The organism is Paenibacillus arenosi (assembly GCF_014841135.1).
Classification (GTDB): Bacteria; Bacillota; Bacilli; order Paenibacillales; family Paenibacillaceae; genus Paenibacillus_B; species Paenibacillus_B arenosi.
This window is the reverse complement of sequence record NZ_JACYTN010000004.1, coordinates 49835-64792: the sequence shown is the minus strand read 5'-3', so window position 1 is coordinate 64792 and position 14958 is coordinate 49835. Positions and strand designations below refer to the sequence as shown.

Here is a 14958-nt window from a genome sequence, read left to right as displayed (position 1 = left end):
CCCCACAATCGAATTGGAAGCATCAAGGAATCTTTAGATATTGTTCCAAAAAAACATTGAAGTTGCAAGATGAAAAACAATGTGGTAAAGTGAAAAACGAGAAAAATGACTAAAATAACAATTTGGTCATTCGGTCGAATGGTCATAAGCAGAGAGGGGTGATCGTATGTCTTTGGATCGACGTAAACAAATTATTGATGCTGCTGCCAAATCATTTGCTTTGTTTGGGTACAAGGCAACGACGATGGATCAGATCGCTAAGATTGCTCAAGTCGGCAAAGGGACGATCTATACGTTCTTTGCGAATAAAGAAGAGCTTTTCAATGAGATTTTGCAACAAGTCATACTTGAAATGAAGCATATCGCAGATAGGGAATCTGCTGAACAGCGTCCATTTCATGAGAAGGTTTTTCGTATTCTCGATCAAGCGCTAGAGTTCCGCAGTCGTCATGAGCTGGCAATGAAGCTTTCTCAAGAGCTTCGTGATGTAGGTACACCTATGGCTAAGGAAGCACTGAACCGACTTGAAAGTGAATTGCTTACTTACATCGAAGCTCAGCTCCAATCAGCTATGGATCGTGGTGAGCTGGCACAAGGCGATCCGCGTATTATGAGCTTTATTATGTATCAATTGTATCGATCTTTAACAACGGAATGGAATAAGATTTATGATCCATTGGATAAAGATACGATAAAGGAAACCTTCTATAAATACTTTATGAAGGGGATTCTGCGAGTAACACCGTATGAATCGAAGGATGAGTAACCTTAGTATGGTTAAACAGGTTAATCATTTTATTATGAGTTAGCAGCTTGCCTATTAAGGGGCAAGATATGTTATAGGTTTATTGCGTCGCGTCCAATTGCAACTAGATATACAGCCGTTTTATACGCTGTACATTTCATTGCAGAGCGGGCGAGGCGTTTCTTTTGACCTGAAATGACCAAATGAACTATTTGGTCAGGAAGTTTTAATGAGTTTATGAAATGATATTTAGCACAAAGGTGAGTGAAACGTGTGAAAGGTTTGCGATTATTTTTTGCTGAGTGGGGGAACATACTGCGCAACCCCAAGGTTTTGGTTCCGGTTATTGCAGTGATGATGATTCCAGTTATGTACAGTGCACTTTTTCTAGGTACGTTCTGGGATCCATATGGAAAAATGAAGGATCTGCCCGTTGCGATTGTAAATGAGGACAAGGGTGCTGAGTTGGAAGGCGAAAAGCTTACTATAGGTAAAGAGCTAGTAGATGAGCTGAAGGAAAGTAAAGAACTTGATTTTCACTTCGTATCTTCACAGGAAGCACTAGCGGGACTTAAGGAAGATCGTTTCTACATGACGATTACGATACCAGAGGACTTCTCGAAGCGTGCAGCAAGCTTAATGGATGACGAGCCGAAGCAAGCAGAGTTGTTGTTCCAAACGAATGAAGGGCATAACTTCTTGGCAGCACAAATTGGGGGAACTGCCATTCATAAAGTTAATTCCGAAATATCTCGTACGATTACGGAATCGTATACAAAGCTGATGTTCGAGCAGGTTGAGAAAGTATCGGAAGGATTAGGTGAAGCTGGTGACGGTGCAACCAAGATCCACGATGGTACAAAGACATTGGCGAATGGTACAGCTGAGCTGAAAACGAACATGGCGAAGCTTTCCGACGGAGCATTGAAGTTGAAGCAGGGCACAACTCCACTGGCAGATGGTGCGCAAAAGCTTAACCTAGGCGCAGCTGAGTTGAACAAAGGTGCAGCTTCCATGAATCAAGGTTTGAAGCAGCTTGCTCAAGCTCATGATCAACTAGAGCAAGGAGCTCGCAAGAGTGAGCAAGGGGCTACTCAACTACAAGCAGGCTTGAAAAGCTCCGCAGCTGGCAGTAAAGAGCTGGCTGAAGGGACAAAGGCGCTCGCAGGTGGTCTAGAGCAGCTAGTGAAAGCAAGTCCTGAATTAGCAAATCACCCAGCTATGAAGCAGATTATGCAAGCGAGCCGTGATGTCCAAGTAGGTGCGAGCAAGCTAAATGAAGGCCAGACGAAGCTAGTAGCGGGTGCATCCGCTTTGAAAGATGGTCAGACTCAGCTTGTTGGCGGTATGAAGCAATTTGGGCAGAAGCTTGATGAGGCTGCTGCGGGCAGCGGCAAGTTGACAGTCGGTGCGAAGCAGCTTGCTGATGGCGCTGCTCAGCTTAAAGGTGGAGTTACAGAAGCAACGAAAGCGATCACGACGATTGCAGATGGCAGCAGCAAGTTAAATGATGGTGCAGGCAAACTGCAAAATGGAGTACGTGAACTGAAGGATGGTTCTGGTGAACTAGCGAGTAAGCTAAATGAAGCAGCTGATGAAGCTTCAAGTGTGCAGGGTTCAGAGAAACGAATCGAAATGTATGCGAAGCCTGTAACAGTTGTGGAATCCAGCATCAATAAAGTACCGAACTATGGTACAGGATTTGCTCCTTACTTCTTGTCACTAGGATTGTTTGTAGGTGCACTTATTCTTACGATTGTACTTCCGCTCGTACAATCTCCGGATCCGTTAGCTTCTGGGTGGAGTCGATTTGTGAGCAAAACGTTATTGTTTGTATCCGTTGGTGTCGTGCAGGCACTAGTGGCAGATGCTATTCTTATATTCGGCCTTGGGCTGGAAGTACAAAATACAGCTCAATTTATCGGTTTTAGTATTTTATCCAGTATGACGTACATGTTTATTATTCAATCCCTCGTTACCGTACTTGGTGACCCAGGAAGATTTGTTGCCATCATTATTCTTATTCTTCAGCTCGTATCTTGTGGAGGAACGTTCCCAATAGAGCTGACGCCTACATCTATGCAAGTGATTGGTGACTGGCTACCAATGACGTATACCGTTAATGGATTTAAAGCAGTCATTTCAAGCGGGGATACAAGTATGTTGCTCAGCCAGTCAGGTATTCTTGCGATTTACATTGTTGCATTCGGTGCATTGACACTTGGTTACTTCGTTATGAAGGCGCGTGAAGCACGCAGTGATCAAGGTGCTTTGACTGCAAAGTAAGCTAGCGAAGTAAGAACAGGATACACCTTCTTCTCGTCGTCCCATTTTAAAACGGGAATAATTGAAAGTCAGAGAAACCCTCAAGTGCTGAACCAGCATTTGAGGGTTTTTTCCATGTTCAGCAGGAAATAGGAATGAAAGCTCGAATTGGTTGTAAGACTTCATTAGATTCGTTGCAACAAGTATACACTTACCGGAGGGCGGCAAATCGTAAGGAGGTACGAATGTGACAAGTGTAAATCGGCGATGGGAACTCGAAGCGATGCGTGGCGTCGCGATAATGGGTGTCGTTCTCATTCACGTTATTTCAATGGGAATTGCAGTACAGTATCCTGATCATGCTGGATGGGGAGGACAGATGGAAGCAGGAGTGCTGCCCTTGGTATGGGCAAGCGCATGGGGCAGGTTTTCGGTACCTATGTTTCTATTTGTGTCGGGACTGCTCATAACGTATCGGCTTAAGGATAAGCCCATTTCTTATCCAAGTTTAATCCTAAAGCGTGGAAGCGATCTGCTGCTGCCATACTTGCTGTGGACTGTTATCGGCTTATTGTTCACCTGGTTTATGATCAACCCGTGGGGGTTGCAGCATCTCGTCGTTGCCCTTGTGTTGGGTAAAGGATATTTTCATCAATTGTATTTCATTCCTCTTTTGTTGCAATGCATCATTCTTCTGCCTCTTTGGATCAAAGGACTAAGATGGAACGTCGGAGGCTTTCTTCTCATCATAGGCAGCATTCAACTTCTGTACACGGCTGCGTATCAACTTCTATTCCTTTCTTCATTTGATTACATACCTGCGTCGCTCGGGAAAGCATGGGAAATCTTAATTGCACCAACGTTATTTGGTATGATGGGCTATTTCGTATTAGGACTAGCAGTTGGCTTGCATTTCGAAAAATGCTTGCAGTACGTAAAGAACAAGTCACTCGCCTTTTGTACAAGTGTGTATCTTGCTTCTCTTATTATTCAGCTCGCAGACGTCCATTTATCGTTTAGCATTTCATCAGACCTTGGCAATTCGATTCATTTTTATCGTGTAACGGTGTTTGTATATGTATGTTGTACGATTTTGCTTGTATGGAAATGTGCCCTTGTATTCGCAGAATCGCGTTGGATGAAAGGGATTATGAATCTGGGGCAATACGCTTTTTTCATATTCCTTGCCCATGTGCTTATACTGGAAAGCCTAGAATTTCATAGTTCAGCATGGTACGGGTCATATTGGTCGGTACTCGTGACAACGGTGCTTACAATGCTGCTTTGTATAGGCGTGCAGTACATTGGCAATAAGTTGGCCCCACGACGGTCAGTGCGAAGCCCAGTTGGGATGTTTTTTGGAAAATAAGAGCAGTTGTTCGAGGGTACATTTGCAGCAAAACTAGTTAAAAAGTCTTAATTTTCACATTCATGTAGCGTACATTCGGATTATCATAAAAAAAACCTTTCCAACTGCCGATATATCAATATATACATGACTTTGCGACATACTTTGGTATGAAGTAGGGAAAGGGGAATATAGCTTGAGCAATTTAAAGGTAAGCAAACGCTCTTTCGGGCGCAAAATGACAACATGGCTGGCAAGCTTGCTTGTTGTTACATTAATAATGAGTATATCTCCGTGGCAATCCGTTGCTAGTGCATCAACTACAGCGAAGACAACGACTGCTGAAACGGTAACGGGACTTCAATTTGAATCATCGGTAACTCCTGTACATGTTATCGTGGATGGTTCATCTGTACAGATGAAAGTGTTGGCATCAATTAAGGGAGAAACGAGTTTGAGGGATGTTACGGGAGCAGCGACATGGACTTCTTCCAACCCGTCTGCCGTAACGGTAGAGAACGGTTGGGTCAAAGGTGCTGGCAAAGGTACATCTGAAATTACAGTTAAATATCAAGGCTTTACGTTGAAGAAGACAGTAGTATCTGAATTTATGTACGACAAGCTTATCGTTCGTAATGCAGATAGTGGACAAGAAGTAGATGCTTCTATGACTACGATGCTTGGCGCCAAGCACAAATGGAAAGTATTTGCCAACGATAAATCGTCCACCACAGAAAATGATGTAACAGCAGAAGCGTTATGGTCCTCTGCTGATGCGAATATCGTGGACGTGGATAAAGGCGTACTCGATATTAAGTCTGCAGGTACAACAAAAATTACTGTGAAACACAAAGGGATCACAAAGACGATCGAAGTCAAGGTAGAGTATGCTTACGATGAGTTGAAGCTGTCTCCGAACAAGTTGATTGAATTCCAGTATGGTGGTGCGGAATATGCGCTTACTGCAACAACGGAGAAGAAGGGCAGCCCAACGGAAGATGTAACATTGAAAGCAACTTGGACGACAAGTGATTCCAATATCGTGCAAGTAAAAGATGGTAAAGTGAAGCCGATCAATGTGGGCACAGCTACGGTAACGGTTACTTACCTCGGTCGCTCGAAGAGTGTAACGGCGGTTGTGCGTCCTTCCCATCATGCAATTCGGATTACGCCAGATGAAGACCAGCATGTTATGCTCGGTGACACAAAAGGGATTAAACTAGAGCTATTTGCTCAGAAAGATCTAGCTGCTCCTGATAATGTAACTGCACTTGCTGAGTGGCGTTCCGATAATGTCATGGCTGTGACGGTTGAGAACGGTGTTGTGCAAGCGAAAGCCGCAGGAACGGCTAAAGTTACAGCTAGTTATAATGGGTTATCTAAATCGGTTAATGTGACGGTATATCCGATGATCGAGAAACTGATTTGGACGGATGCGAAAGAAAACGCTAAAGAGCCGTTTAAACAAGAATTGTACGTAGAAGATGTGAAGCCACTTCCGAAAGTACAAGGCATTACGTTTAGCGGAGACAAAGTTGACTTGAGCAACGTGGTTACGTATATGTCCAGCAACCCTGCTGTACTAGAAGTAGAAGATGATAAAATGAAAGCTATAAGCAGCGGAGATGCTCAATTGTTGGTGACGTCAAACGGTCTAGCATTGAGCACAGACGTGAAAGTATTGCGCAAGGCGTTAATGCTGCGTACAGACCAAACGGACATGTCCATCGTGACGGGTCGTGAGGTTGCGCTGCCTAAGACAACAGTTGTATTTACAAATGGTGAAGAACTTGATGTAACGCAAGAAATAAAATGGGAAACAAGTAACAATAACTTGCTTATCCGTGACGGTAAGATGAAGGGGCTTGTGCCGAGCAGAGTAACTTTGAACGGTACGTATTCAAATGTAAAGATTAGCATTAAGATCTCAATTGAGCAGGAAGTTGTTCGTTTTGTTATCGAACCGAATCCTGTCTATGTGAATATCAATAAGTCCAAGAGCTTCAAAGTAACGGGTGTATACCGCGATGGCAAGAAGGCTACGCTGACAAGTCGTATTGACTGGAAAGTTGAAAATGAAAGCATTGCGAGCTTGCGTGGTTCTAGTGTTAAAGGTCTTGCTCTAGGAAGCACGAGAGTTATTGGCGAGTACCAAGGCAATCAACTTGTCATTCCTGTTCATGTAAAACCGCGTCTTTTGAAGCTGGAGACAAATGCTTCTTCACTGAAGATGACAGTAGGTCAAACAGCTGACTGGAAGGTGAGTGCAATTTACGATACGGGGGAAGTGGTTGATGTCACTTCTCAAGTGAAGTATGTACCTTCAAGCTCCAAAGTAAAAGCAGAGCGCGGAAAAGTAACAGCAGTGACAAAAGGAAGCGCATCTATCAAATTCACATTTGAAGGCAAATCTGCCTCCATGCGAGTTTCGGTCAAATAGTGCAGCTCACTGATTGGTCATTAACCGTATAAAAAGTAAATAAGTACAGTCGGTCGCAGTCCCTATGTTATAGGGGCTGCGATTTGTATATAGTCATCTGGTTGATGGAGATCTCTGAGGAGGATTTGTGTTTGTTATACAATAGTTTGTATAAAAATACACAATGCTTGTCTTGTTTATGCATTTGAGAATTATGGTGAGCGTCATCTGCATGATAGAAAGGAGCGGATTAAGTTCCGATTTTGACGTGCTTTAAAGCAACGAGCCGTCGTTTTCAGTGTGAAATCGGCGCAGTACTGCAAGTAATCAGCTTAAAAACCCCGTTTTGTGTAAAACAAAAATTATCAAGCGCATAAAAAGTTTGAATTGCCTTCAATTTGGGGCGGTGATAAAATGATACAATAATTCAAATGAATAATTATAAATAAATGCATGAATACCTACATTAACATATAGAAAGGTTGCATCCTATGAAAGCATACGGCTTACCTCAGAAGCAGGGTCTATACGATCCACAGTACGAGAAAGATGCATGTGGTATGGGATTTGTCGCCCATATCAAAGGGCAGAAGTCCCATGACATCGTTCGCCAAGCGTTAACTGTCTTGGTTAGTATGGAGCATCGTGGCGGTCAAGGAAGCGAACCTAATACGGGGGATGGGGCAGGCATTATGCTGCAGCTGCCGCATCGTTTCTTTGCACAACAGATGCAAGAGCAAGGCGTGGAATTGCCGGAAGCGGGACGCTACGGCGTTGGTATGTTGTTTATGTCCCAAGACGTCCGCATCCGGGAGCGTCACGAGGCGGAGCTTCGTCGAATTGTAGAAGACGAAGGTCAAACCTTCCTAGGTTTCCGCACCGTGCCAACAAACGATGAAACATTAGGTCAGTCCGCTAAAGCCGTAAAGCCATACGTTCGTCAACTGTTCATCGGTCGCAGTGAAGCTATTAAGAGCGATCTGGCATTCGAACGAAAGCTTTATCTCATTCGTAAGCGTGCGGAGCAGGCAATCCGTTATACGAACGAGGAAGGTGCAGATACGTTCTATATTCCGAGCATGTCTTGCCGTAAGATCGTGTATAAAGGAATGCTTACAACGGAGCAGGTAGGTCATTTCTACTTGGATCTGCAAAATCCGACTTTAGAGACCGCGATTGCTCTTGTGCATTCGCGCTTTAGTACAAATACGTTCCCAAGCTGGGAGCGTGCCCATCCTTACCGCTTTATGATTCATAATGGAGAGATCAACACACTGCGTGGTAATGTGAACTGGATGAATGCTCGTCAAACGCTCTGTCAGTCCGAAGTATTTGATGCTGATCTAGAGAAGATCAAACCGGTTATTAATCCAGACGGTTCCGATACAGCGATGTTCGATAACACCTTTGAATTCCTCTATTTATCTGGACGTTCGCTGCCGCATGTGGCAATGATGATGGTGCCTGAGCCATGGTCCAATCACGATAGCATGGATCCTGCCAAACGCGCGTTCTATGAATACCACAGCTGTATGATGGAGCCATGGGATGGCCCTGCTGCAATGGCGTTCACAGATGGCGTGCAGATCGGTGCAATTTTGGACCGTAATGGTCTTCGACCATCCCGTTATTACGTCACAAAAGACGACTTGATCATTCTTAGTTCTGAAGCAGGTGTGTTGGATATTGCACCTGAACAAATATTGTATAAAGACCGCCTTCGCCCAGGTCGTATTTTACTCGTTGATACGGAGCAAGGTCGAATTATATCCGACGAGGAAGTTAAGCAGCAAATTGCTAACGAAAACCCCTATCAAGAGTGGCTTGATGAGCACTTGATTGGCCTTGATGATCTCCCAGAGGCACCAGAAGTACCGGAGCCGAAGCATGAGAATGTTCAACAACGACAACAGGCGTTTGGCTATACATTTGAAGAGCTGCGCAAAGTGCTTGAGCCGATGGCATCAAGTGGTGTTGAGCCGATTGGATCAATGGGTTATGACGCACCGCTCGCCGTACTTTCTGAGCGTCCTCAGCGCCTATACAACTATTTCAAGCAATTGTTCGCACAGGTTACGAATCCACCTATCGATGCAATTCGTGAGGAAATTGTTACGGCTACAGGAACAACGATTGGACCTGAGCGCAACTTGCTGCATCCAGAGCCAGAGAGCTGTCGTCATGTTCGATTAGATACACCAGTCTTATCGAATGAAGACTTTGCGAAGCTGCGTCATATTAGGCGCCCGGGATTCAAGTCCATTACAATTCCTATTCTGTTCTCAGCGAATGAAGGAGCAAATGGCTTGAGTGAGGCTTTACAGACAATGTGCGAAGCAGCAGATCGCGTTATAAGTAAAGGACATAACATTATTATTTTGTCCGACCGTGGCATTGACGCAGAAAATGCTGCAATTCCAGCTTTGCTGGCTGTATCTTACCTGCATCATCATTTGATTGAAACAGGCACGCGTACGAAGGTTGGATTGCTGCTTGAGTCTGGTGAGCCGCGTGAGGTTCATCATTACGCATTGCTGCTCGGTTACGGTGTTAGCGCGGTCAATCCATATTTGGCATTCGAGACATTGGATGATATGATTCGCCAAGGCTTAATTCGCAAAATATCGCATGATAAAGCAGTGAAGAACTATATTAAGGCAGCAACGAAAGGTGTTGTCAAAATTTTATCCAAAATGGGTATTTCTACGGTGCAGTCGTACCGCGGAGCTCAAATATTTGAAGCACTTGGCTTGGAACAGTCCTTTATTAATAAATATTTCAGATGGACACCTTCACGTATCGGTGGCATTGGTCTCGAAGAAGTAGCGCAAGAAGCGCTTGCACATCACAATCGTGCTTATGCTGTACAAGAGGGACGCGATACGGAGTTAGATTCCGGCGGTGATTATCAATGGCGCAAGAACGGGGAAGAACATCTGTTCAATCCGCAGACGATACACACATTGCAGGAAGCGTGCCGCAAAGGCGACTACAAATTGTACAAAAAGTATGCTGGTCTCGTACAAAAAGAGTATGGCCAAAACGGTACATTGCGCTCTCTATTTGAGCTTAAGCCAATTGGCGCACCAGTGCCTATAGAAGAAGTGGAATCGTTACAATCCATCTTCAAACGATTCAAGACAGGAGCGATGTCGTTCGGCTCTATCTCTAAGGAAGCGCATGAGACGCTAGCGATAGCGATGAATCGTATCGGCGGGAAGTCGAATTCCGGTGAAGGTGGAGAAGACCCGGCACGCTTTGTAAAGGACCCTAACGGCGACTGGCGCCGCAGCTCGATTAAGCAGGTGGCATCAGGACGCTTCGGTGTAACGTCTAACTATTTGGTTAATGCGGATGAAATTCAGATTAAGATGGCGCAAGGCGCGAAGCCAGGTGAAGGTGGACAGCTGCCAGGGCGTAAAGTGTACCCTTGGGTAGCGGAAGTTCGCGGTTCTACACCGGGTGTAGGTCTTATCTCACCGCCACCGCATCATGATATTTATTCGATTGAAGATTTGGCGGAACTTATTTATGACTTGAAAAATGCGAATCCACGTGCAGCGATTAACGTGAAGCTTGTATCTGAAGTCGGTGTCGGCACGATTGCTGCTGGTGTAGCAAAAGGTCGCGCAGACATTATTCTTGTCAGTGGTTATGATGGCGGAACAGGGGCATCCCCTCAAGGTTCGATTCGTCATGCGGGCCTCCCATGGGAGCTTGGATTGGCTGAGACGCATCAGACGCTAATTCTCAACAATTTGCGTGACCGTATTCGTCTTGAGACAGATGGAAAAATGATGACAGGTCGTGATCTTGCGATCGCAGCATTGCTCGGAGCTGAAGAATACGGCTTCTCTACAGCACCGCTCGTTGTAGTAGGCTGCATTATGATGCGTGTATGTCAGTTGGACACTTGTCCAGTTGGCGTAGCGACACAGAACCCAGACCTTCGTAAAAACTTCAAAGGCGACCCTGACCATGTTGTAAACTTCATGAGATTCGTTGCCGAAGAGCTGCGTGAATTAATGGCAGAGCTTGGATTCCGTACGTTGGACGATATGATTGGTCGTACAGAGTGCTTGAATGTGAAAGAAGTAAGTGACCACTGGAAAGCGAAGCATATCGATTTGTCTACAGTGCTGTATCAGCCAGAGCTTCCAGCAGGCTCTGCTCGCACGAAAGTTCGGGAGCAGAACCACGGTCTTGAAGAGACGTTGGATATGCTTCATCTAGTGCCTGCGGCTCAAGCGGCGTTGGAGCATGCGCAGCCGGTAACGGGAACATTCCCGATTACGAACGTGAATCGTGCAACAGGTACGATTCTAGGCAGTGAAGTCACTCGTAAGTACGGCGCACAAGGCTTGCCAGAAGACACGATTTCCTTCACTTTTACAGGTTCAGCAGGTCAAAGCTTCGGTGCATTCGTACCGAAGGGAATGACGCTAAAGGTGGAAGGCGACAGCAATGACTACGTCGGTAAAGGATTGTCCGGCGGTAAGTTGGTTGTGAAGCCGTCACCGCGCGCTACATTTGCAGCAGAAGAAAATATCATTATCGGCAATACCGCATTCTATGGAGCGACTAGCGGTCAAGCATATATAAATGGTATAGCAGGAGAGCGATTCGCTGTTCGTAACTCTGGTGTAAATGTCGTTGTTGAAGGCGTAGGCGATCACGGCTGTGAGTATATGACTGGTGGACGCGTAGTTGTGCTAGGTTCTACGGGCAGAAACTTTGCAGCAGGTATGTCGGGTGGTATTGCTTACGTACTTGATACAGACAATACATTCGTTCATAACTGCAACTTGGAAATGGTACTTTTGGAGCGTGTAGAGCTTGATAGCGAAATCGAGCAACTGCGCCATATGATTGAGAAGCACGTGCATTACACGGGCAGTTCAATTGGTAGTAAAGTACTGGACCAGTGGCAGGAGTTATTGCCTAAGTTCGTACGCGTTATCCCTAAAGACTATAAGCGCATGTTAGAGCTAATTGAGAAGGTTGAAGCAAAGGGCTTAGTGGGGGAAGCTGCTTTACTCGCGGCTTTCGAAGCGAATATGCGTGAGTTGTCCCGTGTTGGCGGCAACTAGTTAATAACTTTCGGATTCATATGATAACGATTTAGCTTGTATAACCTTAATCCATCATCTACCATTATATATGGTAGATAGGATTAAGGTTATTTTTGCTTCTATTACATAGGACGACGACAAAGACAGGAGTGACATCTAAGTGGAATCACCGTGGTCTATATTCAGACAGAATACTCGTGAAATGAATGTTTTTATTTGGGCCAGTATGATTCATTCGGCAGGATCGGCTCTGATGTGGCCGTTAACGACGATATTTGTCCATCAACAACTAGGGCGCAGCTTAGCAGAAGCAGGCTTTGTCATCACCATGCAATTTTTAGGAGGAATGATAGGACAAGTTGCTGGCGGTTCTTTTTATTATAGATGGGGAGTTAGGAACCTTTTAATTGGTTCATTAGCTGCATCGGCCATTCTTCAAGCTTCGCTCGTAGTGACAGCCTATACAAGCTGGTGGGGCTATATCATTACGATGTTTGCGATCGGTTTTACTTCTAACTTATCCATGCCGGCGATGCAATCGTTTATTGGATTCCGTTGGCCAGAGCGCAGAGATGAATTATTCAATTCTTTCTATGTAGCGAACAATATTGGTGTGGCTTTAGGAACAGCAGTGAGCGGTGTGCTGGCTGACATTTCTTTTAATTTGACTTTTTTAATGAATGCAGCAGCTTCAGTGGCTTTCGCAGTATTCTTTCACTTTTATATGAACAATGAACTTATTTCTAACCGCATGGCTACCATTTCTAGTGTGAGATCGAAGCCTGACAGCCGGGAGGTTGGAAATATCCAGTCGTCAGATAGCAGGGAGATAGGCGCGATGCCGCATCTTTCACTTTCGACCAAACTTCGCTCCATTCACATTTATTTGTTCATCGGCTGCGGATCTATGTTTATTTGGCTCGCGAACTCGATGTGGGGGACAGGTGTCGCTCCGCACTTGACCGATCAAGGAATGGAGATGAAGATGTACAGCTGGTTATGGACCATTAATGGCATTTTCATTTTTGCTGGACAACCACTTCTGAGTTGGTTGAAACGAACATGGGCAGCCAAATCTACTTCTCAGTTGACTTGGAGCGCGGCCTTGTACGGCGTTGCTTATTTAATGATCTGGATATGGCCAAGTTATATTGGATTCATATTTGCCATGATTGTAGCTACGTTGGGTGAAATGCTAGTATCACCTGCTGTTCCAGCTTATATAAGTAAAGTGGCAGGTAGAGAAGCTCCTTTTTACTTAGGGTTAGTAGGAGGAATCAGCTCCATAGGGCGAATGATTGGACCGCTAGCTCTAGGAATTGCTTACGATACAGGTGGATTAAACATGGTCGTCATTGTATCTATTATTGTAGCGGGCTTGTCTTTAAGCAGCTATATGTTGCACGCTTGGATGCAGCGCGGACGACAAGTTCATGACTCTAGTTCTATCACGTGTGACAGGTAATTACTCATTTCCCATACGATTCGACAAAAATAGAAGGGATAATTCGTATTCGACCCTCCATTGTCCGACAGTTTAAGCGTTTCTATATGGATATAATAGGGTTATCGTAACTGGATACTTTAATAGAGAGATACCATAAGTTGCGGGATTCTGAGAGAAACGAGGTTTGGTGAATGAAGGTAGGACACGATGTAACTGGTAAGACCCAGCGCACGGTAGCAGAACAAACCGAGGACAATCCGCTAACGATTACAGTAGATATTAAAGAGATCCTCAATCAACTAGAAATTCCTTTAGAACGATGGGATGAATATAATAAAAAGAATATAAAGGGGCCTCATCCTAACACATAGAAACAAGCGTGTAGACCGTACGAATGTACAGTGTCTGCACGCTTGTTCCGTGTTTAGCAACATGTTAAAATTAGCTGCCGCGCATTAAACGCTCAGCTCGTACAAAGGCGATGAATCGTCTCGCTTCCTCTTCGGTTAATTCATCCCCATCCACCGTTAATTTGAAACGTTGTAGTATCTCTTCTTCAGCCAATTCCAAATGCTCTGCAAAAGCCTGGACTTCTGGTGAAAGTTCCATTTGAGGAAGAGAAGTACGACCAACGAGATAATCAATCGATACCTCAAATAAGTCCGCTAATTGTGTAAGTGCCTCAAAGTCCGGTTTACGTCGATTTTTCTCATAATGAGACAATGCTGCTCTCGTAATACCTAACTTGTTGGAAAGTTCCTCTTGAGTCCACCCTTTTGACTCTCTTAACTGTGATATTCGATTCCCAGTTGTCATCTTGCTTCCTCCTCTGTGGCGGGTAACTGTTAACATTTTTATTCTTACGTGACGAAATGTATCGTTGAAGGCATGAATTAAAAAATAGAACTTAAAAAGGATTGACATGCTACATTATGTATCGTAAAGTAAAGAAGTGAAAAGTTACAAATCGTATCAAAATTAACCTTCTAATCCCAATAACATTCTACAAAATGTATCGCAATTTGCGCTCACCAACACTCATCATCGGCTCCGTGATTTATTTTTTCTCAGTAAAGGGGATACAACCATGTCGATAAATGGGTTTCCTCATCATCTAAGTCTAAGGCTTACATTAAAGCGTCCTGTATTAGCATCCATGGGCGTAGAGCTCGTCAACCAGAAACCGGTTAATTCTTCTCTTACATGTCCCGTCTTAGTCACCTCTGTAAGTCCTTATGGACTGTATCTGTTTTCACATCTAGATTTGCCGCTTCAGCATGAACGTGATTATGTTCTGAGCTTCACCCTTCGTTTACATGAACAGGAAATCGTGCTGTATGGCCGTGTAGTATGGTGTGATGCTAATCAACATTTATTCTGTTACGGGATTCGTCTTCAGCTTCAGTCTGAAGAACGTTCGCGCTTATTGCGTTTGCTTAATGATGAATTGGTTCGTATGATGCCAACACAAAAAGGCATTCATGAGATGTATCAACGAGCAAGCGATCAAGTACTGAGAACAATATATGATAGGGCATGGAAAATATAGATGTCCCAGTACATATTATACCATTTTTACAAATGAAATGTCATTGCATCCATCGTTAATTGTAACCACATCTTCTATTCGACATCAATAGGTTTGATTCCTTGTAAAAAAAC

9 protein-coding genes are annotated in these 14958 nt (G+C 44.4%); 8 read left to right on the top strand and 1 reads right to left on the bottom strand.

The window, feature by feature from the left end; genetic code table 11:
- Positions 1-166: 166 nt before the first annotated feature.
- The 7 genes from IFO66_RS08480 (at position 167) to IFO66_RS08450 (ending at position 13667) form a co-directional block, all read left to right on the top strand.
- A complete protein-coding gene (locus tag IFO66_RS08480) occupies positions 167-766 on the top strand; it encodes a TetR/AcrR family transcriptional regulator (RefSeq protein WP_192024737.1) in 600 nt (199 codons plus the stop codon).
- A gap of 252 nt (positions 767-1018) precedes the next feature.
- Positions 1019-3031, top strand: coding sequence for a YhgE/Pip family protein (locus tag IFO66_RS08475; RefSeq protein ID WP_192024736.1), 2013 nt, complete (start codon positions 1019-1021; stop codon positions 3029-3031).
- 226 nt (positions 3032-3257) lie between these two features.
- Positions 3258-4379, top strand: coding sequence for an acyltransferase family protein (locus IFO66_RS08470; RefSeq protein WP_192024735.1), 1122 nt, complete (start codon positions 3258-3260; stop codon positions 4377-4379).
- 175 nt (positions 4380-4554) lie between these two features.
- The gene (locus tag IFO66_RS08465; RefSeq protein WP_225445610.1) at positions 4555-6798 is read left to right on the top strand and encodes a bacterial surface protein; all 2244 of its coding nucleotides are present in this window, start codon (positions 4555-4557) and stop codon (positions 6796-6798) included.
- A gap of 470 nt (positions 6799-7268) precedes the next feature.
- Positions 7269-11867: a glutamate synthase large subunit gene (gltB, locus tag IFO66_RS08460; protein ID WP_192024734.1), complete on the top strand. Its 4599-nt coding sequence runs from the start codon at positions 7269-7271 to the stop codon at positions 11865-11867.
- A gap of 142 nt (positions 11868-12009) precedes the next feature.
- Positions 12010-13314, top strand: a complete 1305-nt coding sequence (locus IFO66_RS08455) for an MFS transporter (protein WP_337912728.1) — start codon at positions 12010-12012, stop codon at positions 13312-13314.
- A 173-nt stretch (positions 13315-13487) separates the two neighbouring features.
- The gene (locus IFO66_RS08450) at positions 13488-13667 is read left to right on the top strand and encodes a hypothetical protein (protein WP_192024733.1); all 180 of its coding nucleotides are present in this window, start codon (positions 13488-13490) and stop codon (positions 13665-13667) included.
- Between the two features lie 70 nt (positions 13668-13737).
- Here the strand turns inward: IFO66_RS08450 and IFO66_RS08445 are convergent, their stop codons facing one another.
- Positions 13738-14112 carry a helix-turn-helix domain-containing protein gene (locus tag IFO66_RS08445; protein WP_192024732.1) on the bottom strand — a complete coding sequence of 125 codons (375 nt, stop codon included), beginning with the start codon at positions 14110-14112 and terminating at the stop codon, positions 13738-13740.
- 271 nt (positions 14113-14383) lie between these two features.
- Between IFO66_RS08445 and IFO66_RS08440 the strand changes: the two genes are divergently transcribed.
- The gene (locus IFO66_RS08440) at positions 14384-14845 is read left to right on the top strand and encodes a PilZ domain-containing protein (protein ID WP_192024731.1); all 462 of its coding nucleotides are present in this window, start codon (positions 14384-14386) and stop codon (positions 14843-14845) included.
- Positions 14846-14958: the final 113 nt, after the last annotated feature.

Coding starts and splice junctions, on each gene's coding strand:
- IFO66_RS08480 (WP_192024737.1), top strand. CDS start 167: ATGTCTTTGGATCGACGTAAACAAATTATTGATGCTGCTGCCAAATCA.
- gltB (WP_192024734.1), top strand. CDS start 7,269: ATGAAAGCATACGGCTTACCTCAGAAGCAGGGTCTATACGATCCACAG.
- IFO66_RS08450 (WP_192024733.1), top strand. CDS start 13,488: ATGAAGGTAGGACACGATGTAACTGGTAAGACCCAGCGCACGGTAGCA.
- IFO66_RS08445 (WP_192024732.1), bottom strand. CDS start 14,112: ATGACAACTGGGAATCGAATATCACAGTTAAGAGAGTCAAAAGGGTGG.
- IFO66_RS08440 (WP_192024731.1), top strand. CDS start 14,384: ATGTCGATAAATGGGTTTCCTCATCATCTAAGTCTAAGGCTTACATTA.